At 58.3% G+C, this 21,964-nt stretch carries 16 protein-coding genes; 5 read left to right on the plus strand and 11 right to left on the minus strand.

The annotated features are described in order from the left end of the window. Window positions 1-35: 35 nt before the first annotated feature. The 3 genes from HUW52_RS16985 to HUW52_RS16995 all read right to left on the minus strand — a co-directional run bounded on the left by HUW52_RS16985 (window position 36) and on the right by HUW52_RS16995 (window position 5,778). Window positions 36-3,668, minus strand: a complete 3,633-nt coding sequence (locus tag HUW52_RS16985; protein WP_175554332.1) for a transporter substrate-binding domain-containing protein — start codon at window positions 3,666-3,668, stop codon at window positions 36-38. Between the two features lie 7 nt (window positions 3,669-3,675). After that, on the minus strand, window positions 3,676-4,383 hold the full coding sequence (locus tag HUW52_RS16990) for a response regulator transcription factor (RefSeq protein ID WP_150706768.1): 708 nt from the start codon (window positions 4,381-4,383) through the stop codon (window positions 3,676-3,678). Window positions 4,384-4,557: 174 nt separating this feature from the next. Beyond that, window positions 4,558-5,778, minus strand: a complete 1,221-nt coding sequence (locus HUW52_RS16995) for an EAL domain-containing protein (RefSeq protein ID WP_077572905.1) — start codon at window positions 5,776-5,778, stop codon at window positions 4,558-4,560. 324 nt (window positions 5,779-6,102) lie between these two features. Between HUW52_RS16995 and HUW52_RS17000 the strand changes: the two genes are divergently transcribed. The 4 genes from HUW52_RS17000 (at window position 6,103) to HUW52_RS17015 (ending at window position 10,716) form a co-directional block, all read left to right on the plus strand. Continuing rightward, the gene (locus tag HUW52_RS17000; protein WP_077572906.1) at window positions 6,103-6,708 is read left to right on the plus strand and encodes a fimbrial protein; all 606 of its coding nucleotides are present in this window, start codon (window positions 6,103-6,105) and stop codon (window positions 6,706-6,708) included. Window positions 6,709-6,776: 68 nt separating this feature from the next. Continuing rightward, window positions 6,777-7,526: a molecular chaperone gene (locus HUW52_RS17005; RefSeq protein ID WP_175555691.1), complete on the plus strand. Its 750-nt coding sequence runs from the start codon at window positions 6,777-6,779 to the stop codon at window positions 7,524-7,526. A gap of 197 nt (window positions 7,527-7,723) precedes the next feature. Then, entirely contained in the window at window positions 7,724-10,192 is a 2,469-nt protein-coding gene (locus tag HUW52_RS17010; RefSeq protein WP_371929261.1) for a fimbria/pilus outer membrane usher protein, read from the plus strand. A 215-nt stretch (window positions 10,193-10,407) separates the two neighbouring features. After that, complete coding sequence (locus tag HUW52_RS17015; RefSeq protein WP_175554334.1) at window positions 10,408-10,716, plus strand: hypothetical protein; 309 nt, start codon at window positions 10,408-10,410, stop codon at window positions 10,714-10,716. Between the two features lie 178 nt (window positions 10,717-10,894). Here HUW52_RS17015 and HUW52_RS30410 read toward each other — a convergent pair whose 3' ends face one another. From HUW52_RS30410 to HUW52_RS17025, 3 genes are all read right to left on the minus strand, one after another. Then, window positions 10,895-11,026, minus strand: coding sequence for a hypothetical protein (locus HUW52_RS30410; protein WP_086936038.1), 132 nt, complete (start codon window positions 11,024-11,026; stop codon window positions 10,895-10,897). A 148-nt stretch (window positions 11,027-11,174) separates the two neighbouring features. Next, window positions 11,175-11,684, minus strand: coding sequence for a nucleoside deaminase (locus HUW52_RS17020; RefSeq protein ID WP_095125993.1), 510 nt, complete (start codon window positions 11,682-11,684; stop codon window positions 11,175-11,177). A gap of 31 nt (window positions 11,685-11,715) precedes the next feature. Further along, on the minus strand, window positions 11,716-13,047 hold the full coding sequence (locus HUW52_RS17025) for a nucleobase:cation symporter-2 family protein (RefSeq protein WP_175554335.1): 1,332 nt from the start codon (window positions 13,045-13,047) through the stop codon (window positions 11,716-11,718). A 225-nt stretch (window positions 13,048-13,272) separates the two neighbouring features. Between HUW52_RS17025 and HUW52_RS17030 the strand changes: the two genes are divergently transcribed. Beyond that, window positions 13,273-14,187, plus strand: coding sequence for a LysR family transcriptional regulator (locus HUW52_RS17030; RefSeq protein ID WP_175554336.1), 915 nt, complete (start codon window positions 13,273-13,275; stop codon window positions 14,185-14,187). A 39-nt stretch (window positions 14,188-14,226) separates the two neighbouring features. Here HUW52_RS17030 and HUW52_RS17035 read toward each other — a convergent pair whose 3' ends face one another. From HUW52_RS17035 to HUW52_RS17055, 5 genes are all read right to left on the minus strand, one after another. Next, a complete protein-coding gene (locus tag HUW52_RS17035) occupies window positions 14,227-17,316 on the minus strand; it encodes an efflux RND transporter permease subunit (protein WP_175554337.1) in 3,090 nt (1,029 codons plus the stop codon). Further along, entirely contained in the window at window positions 17,313-18,422 is a 1,110-nt protein-coding gene (locus HUW52_RS17040; RefSeq protein WP_175554338.1) for an efflux RND transporter periplasmic adaptor subunit, read from the minus strand. The genes HUW52_RS17035 and HUW52_RS17040 overlap by 4 nt, the downstream gene beginning before the upstream one ends. 136 nt (window positions 18,423-18,558) lie before the next feature. Then, window positions 18,559-19,830 (minus strand): OmpP1/FadL family transporter, encoded by a 1,272-nt coding sequence (locus tag HUW52_RS17045; protein WP_175554339.1) that lies wholly within the window; start codon window positions 19,828-19,830, stop codon window positions 18,559-18,561. 198 nt (window positions 19,831-20,028) lie between these two features. Next, window positions 20,029-20,655 (minus strand): TetR/AcrR family transcriptional regulator, encoded by a 627-nt coding sequence (locus tag HUW52_RS17050; protein ID WP_175554340.1) that lies wholly within the window; start codon window positions 20,653-20,655, stop codon window positions 20,029-20,031. 58 nt (window positions 20,656-20,713) lie between these two features. Further along, a complete protein-coding gene (locus HUW52_RS17055) occupies window positions 20,714-21,880 on the minus strand; it encodes an MFS transporter (protein WP_175554341.1) in 1,167 nt (388 codons plus the stop codon). Window positions 21,881-21,964: the final 84 nt, after the last annotated feature.

A 21,964-nucleotide genomic window follows, 5' to 3' on the forward strand; every position in this document is an offset into this window, starting at 1 on the left:
GCAAGGCCAGTCAGCAGAGCCCTGCGCCAATACGGTTACAGCTCGACCCGTTTGATTTTCTTGATCAGATCAGCCTGTGCATGCTCCAGCTTCAACGCGCTGCGATTGATATCCAGTGGATCGATGACCGGCGCTTCGCACTCGGCCTCAAGCTCGTTACACGCCTCGATGACCTGATGCTCGGCGACAATGCGCGCCGCGCCCTTGATCCGATGTGCCAGGTCAGCCAACAACCCGGGATCGCTTTCGGGTATCAGCGAATGCAGTTCCTCCAGATCCTTCTCACAACTCGACAGCGCCTCGCGCAGCAGTTCTTTCATCATGTCGAGATCGCCTCCGGTGAGCTCGTTCAGACGCTCGCGAATCGACCCCAGCTCCTTGATACCCGCCGCAGGCGGGCTTTCTACTGGCTCGGTTTCGACGTTCTTTTCCCAGCCGGCAAGCAGGGTCGACAAGGTGCTGAGGCTGATCGGTTTGAACAGACAGTCATCCATCCCCGCCTCTCGGCATTTCACTTTTTCTTCCGGCTGCGCGTTGGCTGTGAAGCCCAGCACGATACACGGCGCTTCACCACTACCGCGTTCGTCCTGGCGAATGGTGCGGGCCAGTTCATAGCCGTTCATGACCGGCATGTTGCAGTCCGTGATCACAATGTCGAACGGCTCCGAGCGCCACAACGCCAATGCCTGCGCTCCATCGGCAGCATCACGCACCGCCTGGCCAAGAAAGCTGAGCTGCTGCGTCAGCAGCAGACGGTTGGCGCTCTGGTCATCCACTACCAGAATCCGCAGCGTCGGCACTGGCTTGTCCTGGACAACCGAAACAGGCTGCACCTTGCCGCCGAGCGGACTGAGGATATTGAAGAACAGCGACACTTCCAGGCAGGTGCCTTTGCCCAGCGTACTGGTGATGTTCAGCCGCCCGCCCATCAACTCGCACAATGAACGTGAAATCGCCAATCCCAGGCCGGTACCGCCCCGGTTCGACGGGCCATGATTGGCTTGCGAAAACGGCTGGAACAGGTTCTGTAGATCGGCACTGGAAATACCGATGCCGGTGTCTTCGACTATGAGGTCGACTTGCAAACGTTCGTCAGCAAGGCGTTGGCCGCGAATCGAGACGCTGACATGCCCGGTATCGGTAAACTTGATGGCATTGCCCACCAGGTTCGAAAGCACCTGCTGGAAGCGCATCGGATCAACCAATACGTCACAGCCGACAGTGGCGTCGATATCGAGCTTCAATACCAGACTCTTCTGCCTGGCCAGGCCGTCGAACACTCGCGCCACGGATTCGACCAGCTCGCGCAGGTTGGCACGTTTGGGCGAAAGACTGACATGCCCAGACTCGATGCGAACCACATCGAGAATGTCGCCGATCAGTTCCAGCAGGCCTTTGGCCGAGTCGTAGGCCACTTCAATCGCCGGCCGATCGAAGTGGCCCTGCTCGGCACGCTTGAGAGTGAGTTCGAGCATGCCGATCACGGCGCTCATCGGCGTACGGATTTCGTGGCTCATGGTTGCCAGGAATGTGGTTTTGGCGCGGCTCGACTCATCGGCCAGCTCTTTCGCCGAACGCAACTCCTCGATCAGTTCGCGGCGTTCGCTGATGTCGATCCAGCCGCAGATCACGCCTCTGACTTCCCCCGTCGTGTCGTGATAAGGCTGAATCCAGTGATAAATGATCAGCCGCGTATCACCGACATGCAGTGTGCGATCCACCTCGTAAGGTTCGTCCCGCTCGATGACGCGCAGATAGTCATCGTGAAATTGCAACGCTTCCTGGCGATTGCGCTTGCCGCTTTCGAGCACGGTCTTGCCGATCACATCCTTTTCCAACAGGCCAAACGTCTGCAGATAATTGTTATTGCAGGTGACAAGCCGACCTTCACGATCGCGTACGTAAATGGGATGCGGTGTGCCGTTGATCAGCGCCCCCATGAACTTCAGTTGATCACCGAGCAAGCGCTCTGCCCGACTGCGCTCGCGGATCTGCCGGCGGATATAGAAATTCCACGCCAGCGATCCGAGGATGATCAGGAATGCGCCAGCGCTGATCTGGTAGATCAACGTCTTGTAATCGCGCCACGACAAACCCGAGAACGCAGCAATGGGACGCCAACGGTTGAGAATCACGTCCAGCTCATCGGGTGGAATGCTCAACAGAGCCTTGTTCAGAATGCTGACCAGTTCGGTATCGGCGCGTCGGGCGGCGAAGGCGAGGAAACCTTTGTTCATGCCGACGATGTTGGAGATGCGCAAACTGTCGCTGTAGATGTGAGCGATGTAATAGCGCGCACTGTGCAGCGTGGTAATCATCGCGTCTGCTCGGCCATCCTTCACGTCAGCCAGAGCGCCGAGCACTGTCTCGTTGTCGACAATTTCAATGTCGGGATAATCCTTGAGCAGCTCACGCTCCGCCGAGCTCTCGGGGACGGCGACGCGCTTGCCGCGTAGCTCCTGCAGGCTTGAAGGCGCGCCAGCGTCCTTGGCGGTGACGATCACAAAAGGACTGGCGAGGAACGGGTGGGTGAAACGCATACCGACTTCACGGGAGACGGTTGGCGTCAGCAACGAGATATCGGCGCTGCCATCCAGCAGGCGTGTGCTCAAGCTGGAAAAGCTGTCGGTGCGCTTCACATCGATCTGCAATCCAGTGCGCCGCTGAATCAGCTCCAGCAGATCGGCGCCGATTCCGCCAAAGTTGCCATCGCCATCAAAGAACGCAAATGGCGCCTGATCGTCATTGATCACGAACCGCGCGACCGGGTGCAGCTCAAGCCAGCGTGCTTCGCCGGGTGTCAGGTCAATACGTTTGGGGGTCAGTGCCCCGCCGCCACCGGACCAGCGCTTGGTGATTTCGGCTATCTTGCCCTCACCCATCGACTCGATGACCGAGTCGATCAGACGCAGCAGTTGATCATTACCTCGGCGCAGGGCAAAGCTGAAACCGTTGGTTTGCGTTTTGACGAAAGAGTGCAGGCGCACATAGTTGAAGTAGTTGAGGTTGATCAGATAGTTGCTGGACACCGTATCGCCCAGAAACAGATCGACTTTGCCAAACGCCAGCGCGGCCAGTGCCAACTCGTTGGATGGGAAAAGTACGAACTCGGCGTTGGGATACAAACCATGCAGCTGACTGGATGGCAGGTAATCGTCGGCAACCGCAATACGCAAACCGGCCAGATTGGCCGGCATCGGTCGCCGATCATCGCCGCGCATGAACATTGCCGGCACGTCTTCAACATAAGGTTTACTGAGCGTGACGAGGCCGTCGATCAACTCGAAACTGTTGGAGCTGCCCAACATGTCGATGTCGCCACGTTCAAGCGCCGCCATGGCATCGCGACGGTCGGGATATGCCTTGACGGTAACTTCGACATGCAGGGCCTGACCGATAATGCAGGCGATGTCGGCGGCAATGCCCTCATAACGCGTACCGCTGGCGGTCATGACATAAGGCGGGAAATCCGGAAGCGCCGATCCCAATACGAGGCTGCGTTTCTGCCGCAGCCAACTCCAGTCTTCATTGCCCAGATCGACCTGCACCTCCTTGCAGTCTGATCGACCGAACACCTGCAGAGTGCGCGGCTCTGCTGCCCACAACGACCCGCTACCGACTACGAAAAGCACACTGACGAGCAAAACACCGCGCAACAGTTGAAACATAAGCGTGTTATCCCTGGTTGTCGGCTGTCAGGCTGTGCTGCAACTTGAACAGCTCTGCATCACCACGAATGCCAAGCTTTTTGAAAGCGGCCTGTTTTTGCCCACTGATGGTTTTGCGACTGCGCGAGAACTTCAAAGCGATCTGCGTCACCCCCATGCCCTCGAGACAGCAGCGCAAGACTTCTTTCTCCTTCGGCGACAGCAAAGGATTGCTCAGAAAATCGTCGCTGTGCACCGCGCCGTCATCATTGGCACCAGCAGGCTCATCGACCGACGCAGGCAGCACATCAAGCTCGAAGGCCATTGCCGGCGACAGGTACAACTGGCCGGACGCTGCGCAACGGATGCCCGTGATCAGGTCATCGACTGGCTGGGACTTGCCGAAGAATCCACTGACGCCCGCTCCGATCGCCATGTTCACCACCGCCGGGCGCTCTTCAGAGGATGAGACGAGGATGCGCATGTCTGGATATTGCTTGCGCAGCAGACGAATCAGATTAAGCCCGTCCAGCTCGCCATCGTGCAGCTTGTAGTCGAGTATCAGCAGGTCGATTTCGGTCTCGCGCAATCCAGCGAGCAACTGCGCGCTGCTCCCGTACACGCCCACGACACTGAACTCGGCTTCGCGCGTCAGCCGCGATTTCATCGCCAGGCGTATGAGCGAGTGATCATCAAGGATGGCAACGCGTAACGGATTCACGACTGACCAATGCATGAGCAGCTCCATGACGAGGAGAGTTGAAGGATCATCAGCACTTGGCAACCGCAGCCGATCCCGGGCATCACCGAAGCTTTCAGGTGCATCTGATTGATTTCTCGGCACATGATGATTGTTTTGAAGACGTGACGAAATAGGGCTTTGTCCCAAAAGTCAGACCGCGCGCGCGGATCAAAGGTCGGACGTACCTATTGCGCGGCGCCAGGACGACTTTTGACCCTCGAAACGCCAATCGACCAGATGCGCCCAATTCATGGGTCGAGCATAGAAGAAGCCCTGCCCCCACTGGCAACCGAGTCGAGCCAGGTGATGAACCTGGTCTGCGGTTTCAATGCCTTCTGCGACCACACGCATGTCCAGCTCGCGCGCCAGGGCCAAGGCACCGTGGATGACTGCACTGTAGCGAGCCTGCTGGAAATTCTGCACGAAGCCGGCGTCGAGTTTGATTTCGTTGAACGGCATCTGACACAGTCGCTCCAGCGAAGAATAGCCGACACCGAAATCATCGATCGCCAGGCTGAAGCCAAGCATGCGCAGACGCACCATGTTTTCCATGCTGATCTCGGGCATCTGCAGCAGACCGGTTTCCGTCAGCTCGAATATGAGCCCGGCTGGCGAGGCGCCGTGAATGCGCAACAGTGCCTTGATTCGATCGACAAGGTTCGGGTTGGCCATCTGCGTGACGTCGAGATTGAAGGCGAGCTTGAACGGCTTGCCGTGGGACTGCACAAAACGCTGCAGACTCAGTCCTTGCGTGAGCAGGCTGAAAAACATTTCGTCGAGCAGCCCGCAACGCTCGATCGTTGGCAGGAACATACCCGGTGAAAGCAACCCACGACTGGGGCTTTGCCAGCGCACCAGCACCTCGGCGCCATCCACCTCACCACTGCGCAGATGAAACTTGGGCTGGAAGTACGCGCGAAATTCCTGCCGGCGTATCGCTTCCAGTACTTCGTTCTCCGTAGGCTGATCGAGATGACTTTCCGCCAGTTTGGCATCGACCTGGCTGTGCGGCCGATAGCGAGCCAGCAATGGCGCCAGCACATCTACCATCAAGGGCTTGCCGACACTGCCAAGCAATTCCAGGCCCTGCAACGTGACAATTCGATCAACTGTGCGTAACAAGTCCTCAGGCAGTGAACTGCAGATGATCACTGCGCGAATCAATCCGGCCTCTCTCGCCAGGCGCAGAAAGGTCAAACCATCCATCCCGGCCATGCTCAAGTCACACAACGCAACGTCCACACCTCCTGCCTGGGAGATCACAGCCAGCGCATCCTTGCCGTCAGCCGCCTGAAAGATATTTTTGTAACCCAGACTATTAAGCGCGCTGACCGCAGCCGTGCGCTGGAAGGCGTGATCTTCCAATACCAATATACGAAGCGTGTTCACAAACCGGGAACCTCTTTCTATCAGCCATTAATAGCAAAAACGTCTGAATTATCTTTCAAGCAGAAAGACCGTTCACAAACTTTGCATTGACTGAGAATTTCTGCGTCCGCGAATACTAACCAGACAGAGCCCGTGCGACTTTGAGAATTGTCTCATTTAGTTCGCCATACAATTGACTGAAAATATAAACACGCACTTCCGATATTGCTGAATAACTCGCACTTGCCACGCTTTAAGACAAATCTCAAAGACCCACCGCCATCACCGACCTAAGATGGCCAGGCATTTCAAATGCAGCACTTCACAATAACTTCGGATATAAACATGAAAAAGTTCGCTTTCGCAGTACTCACTCTTTCCGTACTGGCTGCCTCCACTGGCGCACTGGCTGCAGAAGAAGCCGCTAAAGCCGTCAAGGGCGGCAGCGGTCAAATCAGCTTCACCGGCGTCATCAACAACGATGCCTGCTCGGTAGATGGCGCTTCGGGTAACGACAAGATGATCGCCGTGGACATGGGCAGCGTATCGATCAAAGACATGGGCACCGATTCTGCCCCGGGTGCTGGTCGCGTGGCTGCCAACGATTTCAACCTGAAAGTGAACTGCAACGCCGGCACCAAGGTGTCGATGCTGTTCAAACCAACCGTCAACGGCGGTTCGGGCCTGGTTGATGGCAAGAAAGTTCTCAAGCTGCAAGGTACTGATGCGGCCAAAGGCGTAGGTATCGCGTTGCTGGACAGCAACGGCCAGTTGATCGACCTGAGCTCCGAAGCCACTGCCAAAGTACAGACCAGCCTGACTGGCGACGGCACCACTGGCGGCGACGGCACCCTGTCCTTCGCAGCCGCTTACGTCACCACCGGCGACAAGACCACCGCTACTGCAGGTACCGGTAACGCCACTCTGCCGTTCGTTCTCGAATACGAATAAGCAGCGCGTAATACCTGGACGGGGCCGCAGTGCCTCGTCCTTCCCGACCAGATCAATCGGTGAAAACTATGTTAAGTCGCTATTTTCCGCTCTGCCTGGGGCTTGCCGGGTTGTTGATGACGCACTCGGCATTCGCCAGCATCTCCTTGAGTTCCACCCGGATCATCTTCGATGGCGCGCACAAAGAGGCAAACGTCACCGTGCGCAACGGCGGGCAAACCATCCTCGCGCAATCGTGGCTGGATGCCGGCGACACGGCTGGCAGCGCGCCGCCATTTGCGGTGACTCCACCGCTGGCCCGACTCGAACCCAATCAACAGCAACTGTTGAGGATTCTGTATGAAGGCCGCGGCATGCCTGCGGACAAAGAGTCAGTGGTGTGGCTGAACGTGCAGGAAATCCCTCAGGCCAGCGCTGCCGATGTCAACACCCTGCAACTGGCGGTGCGTCAGCGCATCAAGGTTTTTTTCCGCCCGAACGGACTCACCGGTGACGCCGCGCAAGCGCCGGAGCAACTTGTATGGCAACTGGTCACGCAAGCTGGCAAGTCGGTACTGAAAGTTAAAAATCAAAGCAATTACCACGTCTCGCTGGCCGACCTGAAAGTCGCTGCAGGAAAAAAAGCAGAGTTGGTGATTGATTCGACAATGATCGTTCCGGGCGAAGTTCGTTCATTCAACTTGAAAGAGTTGCCACCTGGATCTCCGCGTCTGACGTTTTCAGCCATTAACGATTACGGCGCACAACAACGATTCGATGCACCACTCAGCGCTACCGAAAGTCATGCCGAGCGCTTGAAAGATGCATCCGCCCAATAACTTCCCCGCCCCACCCCGCCAATTTACAAGCTATTTACGAGTTCCGGACTCCGGTTGAAGCAACACGGACTGATAAGGCAAATTGCATGTTTTCCTCCCAACACCACACATCTTCAAGTTGTGTAAAGCATCACGTTGCGCGCCATAAAAACAAAACGGCGTTGGGCTGCCTGCATCCATTGTGCTTTGCCATCAATATGGCCATTTGTGGATTCGCCATGGGTGCCGAAGCCCCCGCCGCGGTAGCGGGTGAAGCGTTCAACACCTTGTTTCTGGAAGGTTCATCGGCGGTCGATCTGCAACCCTTGTTGAATGCCAACAGCGTTCTGCCGGGCCGATATCGCGTTGACGTGTTCAGCAACGGCACGCTGGTCGGTCGTCGCGACGTTGATTTCGCGGCCAACCCGCTCAACGGCAAAGTCGAGCCACGTATCACCCTGGAATTGTTACAGCAGCTGGGTGTGGACATGCGCAAACTGCGTGAGCAAGGTCTGGTTGATGAGCAACGGCCTGCCGATCACTACGATCTTGCGTCGATGATCGAGCAAGCCAGTATCAGTTTTGACGCCAACCGCCTGCGCCTCAATATCAGCGTGCCGCAGGTTGCTATGGCACGTGGCATGCGCGGCTATGTTGACCCAGAACTTTGGGACGATGGCGTGGCCGCCGGGTTCATCAACTATCAGTTGAGCAGCACCCGTAGCAAAACCGATTACTCGACGCAAATCTCCAATAATCTGGGGCTGCGCAACGGCATCAACTTCGGTGCCTGGCGTTTGCGCAACGAGTCCAACCTCAGCAGTGCCACCGGCCGGCCCAATCGGTTTGTCAGCAATCGCACGTTCATCCAGCGCGACCTCACGGCGATCAAGGGGCAACTGAGCGCGGGTGAAATCTTTTCCGACTCAGACCTGTTCGACAGCGTGCGCTATCAAGGCGTCAAGGTGGCCTCTGATGAGGGCATGCGTGCAGACAGCGAGCGCGGCTATGCGCCGATCATTCGTGGCGTGGCTGAAACCAATGCGAAGATCGAGGTCCGCCAGGATAACTACATTCTTTACACCACCAACGTGCCGCCGGGGCCGTTCGAGATCAGTGATATCTATCCATCGGGTTCCAATGGCGATCTGGAGATCACCATTGTCGAAGCGGATGGTCGGCGCAAGGTCACCCGACAGGCGTTCTCCGCCCTGCCGACGATGGTGCGTGAGGGACAGTTGAAGTACAGCCTGTCGAGCGGCAAATTCAACAACAACAGCGAGGGCTACGACAAGCCGGCCTTCCTGGGCGGCACTTTCGCCTACGGTCTGACCAGCAACCTGACAGGCATTGCCGGCATTCAGGCCAGCAACGGTTTCAAGGCGCTTTCCGTCGGTGCGGCGAAGAACACTTCGATTGGCGCGATGTCACTGGACGTCACGCAATCGTCCAGCAAGGCATTCGGCAAAACGACCCAGGGCAGCAGCGTACGCGCGCTCTATGCGAAGACCTTCACCGGCACCGATACCAGCTTCACCCTCGCCGCCTATCGTTATTCGACCGAGGGTTACCGCACGCTGACCGACCACGTTCAGGACACCAGCACCGGCGCTACGCGGCGCGCAGGTAACGCCAAAACCCGTACCGACCTCACGATCAACCAGACCCTGGGTGAAGCGCGCCAGTACGGCTCGCTGTACTTGAACGCCAGTGATCAGCGCTATTGGGATCGCGGTGGCTCGCGCAGCTTTTCTGCCGGTTACAACAATAATTGGCGCGACCTGAACTACAACATCAGTTTGAGTAAAACCGAGGAATTCGGCTCGCGCGGCGACACCACTCACGACACCCAACTGAGCGTTTCGATCTCATTCCCGCTCGGATCGACACCTCGCGCACCTCGCGCCTATATTTCCAGCAATCATCAGAACACCGGCACCAGTACACAAGCCGGGATCAATGGTTATCTGACTGAAGACAGTGACACCTACTATTCCGTACAGACCGGGCGCAGTGTGCAAGGTGATCGCTCCGGCTCACTGAGCCTGAGTACCCGGACAGCGATGGGCGATCTGGGATTGGGCTACAGCCGAGGCAGCGGTTATGAATCACAGAACCTGAGCGCGGCCGGGTCGATCGTGGCCCACGCGGGGGGCATCAACATGGGCCAGACCGTCGGCGAAACATTCGCACTGGTGGCGGTGCCTGGCATGTCAGGGGTAGAAGTCAGCAGCTACTCCGGCGTGAAAACCGGCCTCAACGGCTACGCCGTCGTTCCAAATGCACAGCCCTATCGCGTGAACTGGGTGACGTTGGATACACGCAATCTCGGCGGTGAAATCGAGTTGGACAACGCCACTCAACAACTCGTACCGAGACGAGGTTCAGTCGTGCTCGCGCGCTTCGAGGGCAGCAAAGGTCGACGGATCCAGTTCGAACTCTACGATGCCGAGGGCAAACCCCTCCCATTCGGAGCGGTATTGATGGACGCCGATGGTAAACAACTGGCACTTTCCGACCCCACCGGCAAGGCGTTAGCGCTTGTTACCAAAGATCAAGGCATCATCACAATCAAGTGGCAGGGCAAGAGTTGCCCCGCCCCCTACAAGCTTCCAGAAAGGCTAAAGGATTTGAACTATGAGCATTACCGGCTTTCTTGCTCTACCAGCGTAGACACATCGAAATAACACGTTCAATTCTTCAATCTTCAACATCAAGGCTCTGATTTATTCAGAGCCTTGTCGTTTCTGCGCGTCTAGCCATGGCGCATAAAAACAAGACAATTCCTATATCCACACGCAGAAGACTCATTACCATAAAAGGCGTAGTGAGCACTCACGCGCAACCGTGTGAGATCAATAGCCCCAACGCCCTATAGCCGAGAAAGCCAAGAGAATTAGCCATGCCAAAAATCAGTGCAATGAGCGTAACCATCTATAAGAAAAAACCAGAGAACAACCAACACATAAAATCAGATTCGCAAAATCATCTATCACTTACGAAGAAAACCACTAGCGACGACAAGATTAGAATTGATTCCAGAGAAGAAGGTGTTAATACGGTCAAACAGCCTATTAGTGCAGTCGAGCTCATAAAAAAACAAATTGCCGAGATGCAGCAACAACTTGCCACTCGCAGAGCAGAGCTGGCTAAAATCGAAAGAATGAATATGCCAGAAGAAGAGAAGTCTCAAAGAACAATCGAGATTTAAAATCAGATTTCTGTATGCGCTGGCAACCTCCACGCGCTGCAGGCAACATTGATCCAAATGACACTCAGCGTTGACACACACGCTTGAAATCCCCGCCGATGGCCGCACAGGCACGGGCCAACGCCTCATGGCGCGTCGCAAAGCGACGCGCCGAAGGTATGTGTCCCGAGCCTACCGATCAGCAACTGCCGGGCGGGATGCCTTCCTTGTTAAAATCTTTAAGGCGCTTTTGCTCTTCCTCTGTGGAATGCGCCGGCGTCGATTGATCCGGTACTTCTTCCTCTGGAAATTGTGCTGTTTCTTCAGTCATTGCTTTGCCCTCGTTCTGGTTACTCATTCGGCATCGGCCGAGGGCTGGCAGTTCCAAAACTTCGCACCTTCTCCCTCTCGGCGAGCAAGTGCTCTTAAGTCTCTGGATAGCGCAACCTCACCCCATTCGAGCTTCGTTGCAAAGCTGGTTACGACCAAAAACCCTTGTGCGGCTCAGCCGCCTCCCCCTCCAGCATCGGCCCCAACACACTGACCTTGCGCTGCCCCTTGGCGAACACCTCGCGGCATGGCAGCGAGAACGTCGGGTTCTCCGGATGGTCACCGGTCAATCCCAGTAACGCATGCTCCGACAAGGCATAAACCACTCGCCCGATTCCGGTCCAATACACCGCGCCGGCGCACATGCAGCAAGGTTCGGCGCTGGTGTACAGCGTGCACAGTTCCAGCTCTTGCGGCGACAGCAATTTTGCCGCTGCGGCGGCCGCCACCAACTCGGCGTGCTGCGTCGGATCGCCTTCCGGCGGCATCGAGTTATTCCCCGCTTCGACAATCACCTTGCCGTTGCGGTCGGCCACCAATGCCGCGAACGGATGGCGACCGCGTTGTTTCGATGCCTCGGACAAGGCGATGGTCTGGCGCAACAACGCCAGATCCAGATCGCTGACGCCAGCCGGGATGAGCTGAGTGAATTGATTCATGGGTAACTCCTGGGCAGTGGAAAACAAAAGGTCAGTCGGCCAGTTCAGCGCCGAGGGTTTCGGTCGATTTTTTTTCGTTGTTGAGCAGGATGTTGAGGGCGATGGCGGTGATCGCTCCGAGGAAAATCCCGCTGTCGAGCACCAGTTTCAACGTCGGACCGACGTGTTCGAACAGCGCCGGAAAGGACATCGGCAGCACCCCGACACTCACCGAAACCGCAACGATGATGCCGTTGCGCGTCCCCTCGAATTGCACCCGTGACAGTTCTTGAATGCCCGCCACCGTGGTCATGCCGAACATCACGATCGCGCAGCCACCGAGCACTGGCGTCGGCACGGCGGCGATCAACGCGCCGAGTTTGGGGAACAGGCCCATCAGCACCATGATTGCCCCGGCGGCGGCCACGACGAAGCGGCTTTTCACGTTGGAAAGCGCGATCAAACCGGTGTTCTGAGTGAAGGCGTTGTAGGGAAAGCTGTTGAACAAACCGCCGAGCATGGTCGACAAGCCGTCGGCGCGGAACGCGTTGCCGAGAGTCTGTTGCGTGGTCGGTTTGCCGGTCAGTTTGCCGATCGCCAAGCAGTTGCCGGTGGTCTCGGCCATGATCACCAGCATCGCCAGGGTCATGATCAGAATCGGCACCGGCGCGAATTCCGGCGCGCCGAAGGCCATCGGCGCACTCAGCTCAAACCACGCCGCTTCGCTGACCCGATTGAAGTGAGTCATGCCGCAAGCCGCTGCGATCAGACTGCCGACAAACAAGCCGATGAGCACGCTGAGGTTGCCGAGGAAGCCCTTGCATTTGGCATAGATCACCAGTGTCACGCTGACCGTGGCCAGACCCAGCAACAAGTTCGCCGGATTGCCGAAATCCGCCGAGTCGGGATTGCCGCCGCCCAGCCAGATCGCCGCCGCAGGCATCAGCGAGATGCCGATAATGGTGATCAGACTGCCGATCACCACCGGCGGAAAAAACCGCAGCAAGCGGCTGAACACCGGCGCCAGGGCAATGGTGATAAAGCCCGCCGCGATCACCGCCCCGAAGATCTGACTGAGGCCGAACTCTTTACCGATCATGATCATCGGCGCCAGAGCAATGAACGAGCAGCCCTGAATCAGCGGCAGGCGCGCGCCGAACTTCCAGAAACCGAGGGTTTGAATCAGCGTCGCCACGCCAGAGGTCAACAGGTTGGCGTTGATCAGCAAGACGATCTGCGCCGACGTCAGCCCCATCGCACTGCCAAGAATCAGCGGCACCGCCACCGCTCCCGCGTACATCACCAGCACATGCTGCAAGCCAAACGTGAACAACTGTCGCAGTGGCAAAATCTCGTCCACCGGATGAATGCGTTGTGTAGTCATTTCACACGCTCCTGAAGGTGCGGCATCTTTTGAGATCGCGGGCATGCTCAGGGGCGCTTGAAAGTCAGATCCGCCCCGGAGATCGTTTGACGCGGGGCCATGGTTGAACGTTTATTGCGATGAACCAAATTAGCAACCATCGCTTTTTTCGATGGCACGAATCTGGCATTGATTTGGATTGGTTATCTGCTTTAAACCTCTATCCTCGACCCAGGAGTCCACCGCTTGCGCTTCTCACTCGATCAACTGTTGATGTTCGTCCAAGTGGTCAAAAGCGGATCGTTTTCCGCCGCCGGGCGAAAACTGGGCAAGACTCAATCGACCATCAGCGCGGCGATTGCCAACCTCGAAACCGACCTCGGCGTCGACCTGTTCGACCGCACTAACCGCAGCCCTGCCCTCACTGCCAGCGGCCACAAGTTGCTGGTGCAGGCCGAAGCCGTGCTCGAACGCTGCATGACCTTCGAAGCCCACGCCGATTGCCTTTCGGACAACGTCGAAACCAGCCTGACGCTCGCCATTGAAACGCCGTACGGCCCGATCATGCCGGTGCTCAAAGCCTTCGAAGCCGCGTTCCCCTTTGTCGACCTGATCATCCGCCATCCGGTGTATGGCGACGTTAGCGAACTGGTCAGCAGCGGCGAAGCGGTACTCGGTGTGGCGTTCTCACAGCCCGGTTATCCCAAGGAGCTGGCGTTCCAGCAACTGGGCAAACTGATCATGCTGCACGTCTGCCACCCCGAGCACCCATTGGCGCAACTCGATAAAGTCACCTTCGACGACCTGCACGTCCATCGCCGCCTGGCCTTCAGCGCCCACGCAAGCAAACTGCCGAGCAGCGAATACCTGCGCTCGACCCAGTTGTGGCAGGCGGAAAGCTATCTGGCGTTACTGGAAATGGTCCGCGCCGGACTCGGCTGGGCCACCCTGCCCCGCCAGCTCGTTCAGCGTGAATTGGCCAAGGGGGAACTGGTGGAGCTACAGCTCTCGGCGTATCCGCATACCGACTGGCAGATTGGTGTGGATTTGCTCTGGGCGCGGCAGCGGCCGCTGGGTAAAGCGGAACGGTGGTTGAAGGAGAAATTGCAGGGCAACAAGGTGTATGAGCTGGACCGCAACGGACAGATCACCACGCTTTGACGTGGGAGACAAAGAGGCCCGCCAGAGCGGGCCTCGATTTCAGGCCAGTCTGACTGTTTCAGTCTGAACCTTGTGCTCAGGGCGGATCTTGAACCAGATGGAATACATCGCCGGCAGGAACACCAGCGTCATGATGGTGCCGACGAACGTGCCGCCAATCAGGGTGTAAGCCAGCGTGCCCCAGAACACCGAGTGTGTCAGGGGAATAAAGGCCAGGATGGCCGCCATTGCCGTCAGCAGTACCGGCCGCGCACGTTGCACCGTGGCCTCGACCACGGCGTGGAACGGGTCCAGCCCTTCCAGGGTGTTGTGATGGATCTGCCCGATCAGAATCAACGTATTGCGCATCAGGATCCCCGACAGCGCAATCAACCCGACCAGCGCATTGATGCCAAATGGCTGATTGAAGATCAGCAGCGTCGGCACCACACCAATCAAGCCTAATGGCGAGGTGAGGAAGACCATGATCATCGCCGCGATCGAACGCACCTGCACCATGATGATCAGCAACGTCATGGCGATCATGATCGGCAGCAAGGGCAAGATCGCCTTGCCCGCTTTGCCGGACTCCTCGATGGCACCCGCCTGCTCGATTCGGTAACCCGAAGGCAGTTTTTCAATGATCGGCTGCAATTGCTTGAGGATCACACCCGAAACATCCGGAGGCTGCAAGCCTTCGGCAATGTCGCCACGCACGGTGATGGTCGGGGTGCGGTCACGGCGGCGCAGAATCGGATCTTCCATGCGCACGTCGACCTCGCCGATCTGCGACAACGGGATGCGTTGCCCCGCTGCGCCGACCAGGGTGAAACCTTTGATTTGCGCCGGGTCGAGCCTGATATTGCCCGCCGCACGCCCGACGACCTGCACAGAACGAATATCCTCGCGCACCGCGGTGATCGGCACTCCGCTCAGCAGAAACTGCAGTTGCTGGGCAACCGCATTGGAGGTCAGCCCCACTGCCTGCAGACGGTCCTGATCGAGACTGAAATGCAATGTCGGGGTCTGCGGTCCCCAATCAGTGTTTACCGTTCTCATCATCGGGCTGTCTTGCATCACGCCGCGGACCTGCTCGGCGATGTCGCGCAACTTCGCCGGATCAGGGCCCATCACCCGGTAGGCAACCGGAAACGGCGAATAAGGACCAAAGACAATTTGCGTTGCTCTAACGCGGGCCTCCGGGGCCAGTCCTTCAGCAACCGCTTCACGAAGTCGGAACTTGAGGGTTTCGCGTGCTTCCTGACTGTCCGTCAGCACCACGATTTTGGCAAAAGAAGGATCGGGTAATTCTGGCGCCATCGCCAAGAAGAAACGTGGCGCACCCTGGCCGATATAGGCCGTGACGATTTTCGCCTCATCCTGCTTTTGCAACCAGGCTTCGACCTTGGCGGACGCGGCGCTGGTCTGCTCGATCGAAGTCCCATAGGGCATCTGCACCTCGATCATCACCTCGGGGCGATCGGAGGTCGGAAAGAACTGCTTCTTCACCAGCCCCATGCCTGGCACGGCGACGAAAAACAGCGTGACCACCGTGCCTGCCACCAGCCACTTGCGAGCAATCACGGCAGTCAGCAGACGGCGGAAGCGGTTGTAATTCGGCGTGTTGTAGATCGCTGCGTGGCCACCTTCGACCTTCTTGATGTCCGGCAACAACTTCACGCCCAGATACGGGGTGAACGCCACCGCAACGACCCAGGACGCGATCAACGCGATGCCGACAATCCAGAACATGTTGCTGGTGTACTCGCCGGCGGTGGACTGGGCAAAACCGTTCGGCAAAAAGCCGATTGCGGTCACCAGCGTACCGGACAGCATTGGCGCCGCCGTATGGCTCCAGGCATACGCGGACGCTTTGATGCGGTCGTAGCCCTCCTCCATTTTCACCACCATCATTTCAATGGCGATGATCGCATCATCGACCAACAGCCCGAGCGCGAGGATCAATGAGCCGAGGGTGATGCGATCAAAGTTCTTGCCGGTGGCGGCCATCACCACGAACACGATCGCCAGGGTCAACGGCACAGCCGCGGCGACCACCACACCGACCCGCCAGCCCATACTCAGAAAACAAACGAGCATAACCACCAGCAGCGCGACAAAAAACTTGACCATGAACTCGCCGACCGCCGAGTCGATATTGACCGCCTGGTCGGTGACTTTGGCGAGGGTCATGCCCAATGGCATTTCCGCATTGATCCGCGCGGTCTCCGCATCCAGCGCCTTGCCCAGATCGAGACCGTTCCAGCCCTCGCGCATCACAACGCCCAGCAGCAGCGCGTCTTCGCCGTTATTGCGCACAACAAAGGTCGCCGGATCTTCGTAACCGCGTTCAACTGTCGCCACATCAGAGAGCTTGAGCGTGCGGCCCTGCACCGAGACCGGTGTGTCGCGAATTTTCTGCACCTTGTCGAAAGCACCGTCGAGACGCAGAAACACCTGTGGCCCATGGGTTTCGATGGAGCCGGCGGGCGTCAGCACGTTCTGACTGTTCAGGGCGGCGAAGATCTCCTGCGGCGACAAGCCGAGGGTGGCCAACCGCTCATGGGAAAACGAAACGTAGATGCGCTCGGCTTGCTCACCGATGATGTTGACCTTCTTCACCCCCGGCACATGCAGCAGACGCTGGCGCATGGTTTCCGCATCACGCACCAGCAAGCGCTGCGGCTCGCCTTTGGCTTTCAAGGCGAACAGCGCGAAGGTCACGTCGGAAAACTCATCGTTGACCATCGGCCCGATCACACCGGCCGGCAGTCTGATGGCTTCATCGTCGAGTTTCTTGCGTGCCTGATAGAACTCTTCCTGCACTTGCGAGGGCGGCGTGCTGTCGAGCAACGACACCATCGTGAATGCGAGTCCGGGGCGTGTGTAGGTTTCCGAGCGGTCGTACCACTTGAGTTCTTGCAGGCGCTTTTCAAGGGGTTCGGCGACCTGATCCTGCATTTCTTGCGCCGTCGCACCGGGCCACGCGGTAATGACGGTCAACTGCTTGACCGTAAACGGTGGATCCTCCGCACGCCCCAGTTGAAAGAACGACAACGTCCCGGCAACGGCAATCAGGAAAATCAGGAACACCGTGATCGCCCGCTCGCGAACGGCGATGGCGGACAGGTTGAATCGCCCCTGGCTCATGGGCGACTCCCGGCAACGCTGGCTTCGCTCTGTTGCGGTAATCGCACCTCTTCGCCATCGCGCAGCAGATGGGCGCCCAACGCTACAACCTGCTCACCAGCAGCGAGGTCGCCAGCGATGCGGGCCGAATCATCGCTCAACCCGAGCACCTGAACCGCTCGCCAGGTCACTGTTGCCGGTATCCCGGCGATCACCCACACACCGGGGCCTTTGCCCGGGTCGTAAACGGCGCCGATGGGCACTTGTAACGCCTGAGTCTGGGCGGCGGCTTCGGCAATGCTGAGGGTTACGGTCGCACCGATCGGCGCATTGGCCAACGCACCTTCGAGCACATAGCGCGCCTCGAACGTGCGCGTTGTACGGTCTGCCGAGTCCGAAAGCAGCCGCAGTTTTGCCGTCACAGCTGCTGAATTGACCCCGTAGAGGCTGGCTTGCGCGGTGGAGCCGGCAGCCGGGCGCAACGTTTCCGGCAGATGCACGATGGCTTCGCGCTGACCTGCACGCGCCAGCCGCACCACCGGTTGGCCCGGGCTGACGACTTGTCCAGGTTCAGCGAGTGTTTCCACCACCACGCCGTCCGCATCAGCGATCAGCAGCGCATAACCCGATGCATTACGGGCTACGTCCGCTTGCGCTTGCGCGGCGTTGAGCTGCGCCTTTGCCGTCTCCGCGGCGGCTCTGTACTGGTCGTAGGCTGATGCCGAAATGGCGCCAACGCCGACCAGTTTGCGATAGCGAGCCTCATCGTCGGCTGTCTGTTTGGCGCTGGCGCGAGCAGCGATGACCGCCGCCTGCTGCGCCCGCGCTTGCAGTCCGAGATCACTTGGGTCGAGACGCATCAGCGGCTGTCCTTGCTTCACGGCTTGCCCTGTATCAACCAGGCGCTCGAGCACCTTGCCCGATACACGAAATCCCAGGTCGCCCTGAACGCGCGCCGCGACCACTCCGGTGAAAGAGCGAGCGACATCGGGTGACGCTTGAACCGCAGCGGGTCTGACCAGTGGCGCCTGTGTACGAGGGTCTGCAACGGAGGAAGAGTCGCCACAGGCGCTCAGGGCAAGAGGCAACAAGCATGCGGCAATGGGGAAAGGTCGGAGCCGGCGCATAGATTCCCTTACTGAGGAATAGGATGATCATCATATTCTCAGCCTTGTGACCAATATCGTCAATGGTCACCACATGAGAAATAACTGCATCCTGGCCATCAGCAACATCGGACTACGGATCGACTGACAGGCCCGACTAAAAACGGTAGCTCACCGAAGTCCCCAGCCCGCTCGCACTGTTCTTGTATCGGGCACTGTAGGCACCTCTCGATGCCGAGGTGTCGTTGACCTCGACGCTCTCCTCCCAAAGGTAGGAATAAGCCAGGTCGATCGTGACATTTTCCACGGGCGTCCAGCCGGCACCGAAGCTGAGCACCTTGCGGTCGCCCGTCGGAATGCGCGGCCCTCGATTGGTGTTGTTGGCCGGTGACTGATCAACCGAGAAACCGGCGCGCAGCACCCATTGGTTATTCAATTGATAGGCTGCACCGATCGCGTGAGCCCAAGTGTCATGCCAGTTCTGCTCTTCGCTGATCGTGCCCAATTGGCCACTCAGCAACGGCGGCAAGCCACTGTTCTCGATCGTCAGTTCCTTGAAGCGGCTCCAGCGCGTCCAGGTACTGCCGACATAAAGCGTCCAGTCGTTATTGAATTGATGCGTGACCGAAACGTCCACCGACTCCGGCGTGTCCACGTCCAGCGACGCGTCATAGCTGCGACCGCTGACGCCCAGTACGCTGAAGATACCTTCGGTGACCTTGGTTTTCGCATCCAGGTGGTAACTGACTTTGGAGTGATAGGTCAGCCCCAGGCGGGTCTGGTCTGTCGCCTGCACCAGCACACCGGCGTTGAAGCCCAGCGCGGTGTCATCGCCGGTGCTTTTCAGCTTGCCGTCATTGCGCCCCGGGCTGAGTGGATTGGGGACCATGCCCGATATCTCGCCGCTGATACGGTTAATGGTCGGGCCGAAGCCGATCGAGACCTTTTCGTTAAAGGCGTAGCTGAGGGTCGGCTGGAAAGTCAGCGTGGTGACTTCGCTCTTGTTGGCGTAATAGCGTCCGGCAAATCCACTGCCATAGTCGGTGATCAGCCCGAACGGCACATAAAATCCGACGCCGAATGCCCAGTGGTCATCAATCGGTTTGACGTAATACCCCATGGGTACGGTGGTCGTCGGCACCATGTCGCCATCTTCATTGCCGCCGAACGTACTGCGCGTGCGGCTGATATCAGACTTGGCGAACAGGGTCGCCGCGCCCACGCTGACCTGCTCCCGTTTAAGCCGCGCCATGCCCGCCGGGTTGCCATAGATCGTACTGGCGTCTTCGGCTGATGAAGAGCGCCCGGCAAAACCGGAGCCCATCCCGCTGATGCTTTGTTCGTTGAGTGCAAAGCCACCGGCTAACACATTGGAAGACACAAGCACGACGGCCAGGCCCACGGGGCTCTTAAGCATTGTTTTTTTCATTATCGGGACTCTATGGAGATCACTGGAATAGAACATCGAGCATTACAGCGAAACCATATTATCCATGTGACCGATTCAGTCAATGGTCACATCAAGCAAAATTCAACGCCCTCCCGGCACTCATGTACCGGGAACAGGAAACTTAATAACGGGGATGTCGCCTTGACCCGAATCGCCTGAAAACTCTGCAGCGATGGGTCAAGGCATGAGGCTGCGCAGGATGAGATTGGTGGTCAGCGTGGGCGCTTGCTCGATCAAATCCAGATTGTGTTGCAACAGCAGCGGATTGACGAAAGGTCGCAGCGCCAGATTGATCGCCTCGACGGTCTCGTCCAGCGGGGTCTTGCGCTCGAACTCCCCCGCCTCTCGACCTTGACGCACGATGTCGAGGATAAAGCCCTTGATCTTCGCTTCATACACCTGAGCACTGTTCCAGCGCTCCGAGGCGGAAAACGCCGCGATGTCGTAGAGCTTACGATCGTTGAAGAACAGGTCCACGCCCGTGGCGATCACGGTTTTCACCAACCTGCGCAAACGCTCGGTCGCTGAAAGCGCTTCTGCGTTAATCGCGTGCTCGACTGCTGCAGCAATTTGGCCCAGACAGTTGGAGCAAATGGCCTCGCCAATCGCCTGCTTGGAATCAAAGAATTTATAGATGTAGGCCTTGGAAAAACCGATGGCCTTGGCCAGGTCGGAAACCGTGGTTTTACCGTAGCCGTATTGGCTGAAATGCTCGTTGGCCGCGACGACAATCTGGTCACGAATGTCGTGTTCGGCAGGGCCGCGAGTGCTCGGCGAGGAGGCAGATAGGGATGGCTGATTCATGGGGGCAGCTTACTCACCCTATGAATGACTGACAACTCGCCGAGCATTGTTGAACGTGTTACACCACGGCGGCTTCAACCGTTCTGGAACGCCACGCAAACCCCAACACCATCAGCAGCCCCAGGCCCGCCATTGCCGCGCCGGCCAGGGAGATCGCCGGATAACCCAGCCCGCTGCTGATCACCGCACCGCCCAGTGCCGCGCCAATCGCGTTACCGAAGTTGAAGGCGCCGATGTTCACCGCCGAGGCCAGATTGGGTGCGTCCTTGGCTGCTTCCATGACGCGCATCTGCAGCGGTGGTACCAGGGCAAAACTGGCGATACCCCAGATCAGGATGGCCACGGCGGCCGGCAGCGGCCAGCGCATCAGTACGGTGAACGCCAACAAGACGACAATCAGTACGCTCAGCGAGACGATCAAGGTGCGATCGATCGAGCGGTCAGCGGCCTTGCCGCCCCACATGTTGCCCAGCGTCAACCCGACACCGTAAAGCATCAGCATGGCGGTGATGAAGGCGGTGGACGCATGGGTCTCGCTGCTGAGGATCGGCGCGATGTAGGTGAAGACGGTGAACATGGCACTCGAGCCGACGACGGTCAGGGCCAGCGCGGCCAGCACCGGGCCGCGCCCCAATACCCGAATTTCCGCCATGACACCGACGCTTTGCGGCGCCCGCACGTTGGGCAAAGCGAACCACAACGCAGCCATGGTCAGCACACCCAGGCCGGTAATGCCCCAGAAAGCCTTGCGCCAACCGAACAGTTCGCCAAACCAGGCGGCCAGCGGCACACCGCCAATGGTCGCCAGGGTCAGACCCATGAACATCGCCGCCACTGCCCCGGCGCGTTTTTCCGGGGCAACCAGGGTGGCGGCGACGACGGAGCCAACGCCAAAGAAGGCACCGTGGTTCAGTGAGGTCACTACCCTGGCGACCATCAGGCTGTAGTAATCCGTGGCCAGGGCTGACATCAGATTACCCAAGGTGAAAATCGCCATGAGCCCGATCAGCAGATAGCGCCGTGGAATCTTGCCGGTGGTCAGGGTCATCAGCGGTGCGCCGAGCAATACGCCCAGCGCATAAGCACTGACCAGCAAACCGGCAGCGGGAATGGAAACGCCCAGATCCGCGGCGATACCCGGCAACATGCCCATGGGGGCGAATTCTGTGACACCGATGCCGAAGGCACCGATGGCGAGTGCAACAAGTGGTGGATTGATACGCATGGAAAGCTCCTCATCTATGCCGCCAATGCTACGATCCTGTCTTTTCGGGCGGTAGATAGCATTTTTGGCAATCACCTTTGCGTA

The organism is Pseudomonas sp. 43A (assembly GCF_013363935.1).
In the GTDB taxonomy this organism is placed as follows: Bacteria; Pseudomonadota; Gammaproteobacteria; order Pseudomonadales; family Pseudomonadaceae; genus Aquipseudomonas; species Aquipseudomonas crudilactis.

Bases quoted from the DNA above. Each gene is read 5' to 3' on its own strand.
- HUW52_RS17005 (WP_175555691.1), top strand. From the start codon at position 6,777: ATGTTAAGTCGCTATTTTCCGCTCTGCCTGGGGCTTGCCGGGTTGTTG.
- HUW52_RS17020 (WP_095125993.1), bottom strand. From the start codon at position 11,684: ATGAATCAATTCACTCAGCTCATCCCGGCTGGCGTCAGCGATCTGGAT.
- HUW52_RS17000 (WP_077572906.1), top strand. From the start codon at position 6,103: ATGAAAAAGTTCGCTTTCGCAGTACTCACTCTTTCCGTACTGGCTGCC.
- HUW52_RS16985 (WP_175554332.1), bottom strand. From the start codon at position 3,668: ATGTTTCAACTGTTGCGCGGTGTTTTGCTCGTCAGTGTGCTTTTCGTA.
- HUW52_RS17025 (WP_175554335.1), bottom strand. From the start codon at position 13,047: ATGACTACACAACGCATTCATCCGGTGGACGAGATTTTGCCACTGCGA.
- HUW52_RS17040 (WP_175554338.1), bottom strand. From the start codon at position 18,422: ATGCGCCGGCTCCGACCTTTCCCCATTGCCGCATGCTTGTTGCCTCTT.
- HUW52_RS17010 (WP_371929261.1), top strand. From the start codon at position 7,724: ATGGCCATTTGTGGATTCGCCATGGGTGCCGAAGCCCCCGCCGCGGTA.
- HUW52_RS17050 (WP_175554340.1), bottom strand. From the start codon at position 20,655: ATGAATCAGCCATCCCTATCTGCCTCCTCGCCGAGCACTCGCGGCCCT.
- HUW52_RS17045 (WP_175554339.1), bottom strand. From the start codon at position 19,830: ATGAAAAAAACAATGCTTAAGAGCCCCGTGGGCCTGGCCGTCGTGCTT.
- HUW52_RS17055 (WP_175554341.1), bottom strand. From the start codon at position 21,880: ATGCGTATCAATCCACCACTTGTTGCACTCGCCATCGGTGCCTTCGGC.
- HUW52_RS30410 (WP_086936038.1), bottom strand. From the start codon at position 11,026: ATGACTGAAGAAACAGCACAATTTCCAGAGGAAGAAGTACCGGATCAA.
- HUW52_RS17035 (WP_175554337.1), bottom strand. From the start codon at position 17,316: ATGAGCCAGGGGCGATTCAACCTGTCCGCCATCGCCGTTCGCGAGCGG.
- HUW52_RS16990 (WP_150706768.1), bottom strand. From the start codon at position 4,383: ATGCATTGGTCAGTCGTGAATCCGTTACGCGTTGCCATCCTTGATGAT.
- HUW52_RS17015 (WP_175554334.1), top strand. From the start codon at position 10,408: ATGCCAAAAATCAGTGCAATGAGCGTAACCATCTATAAGAAAAAACCA.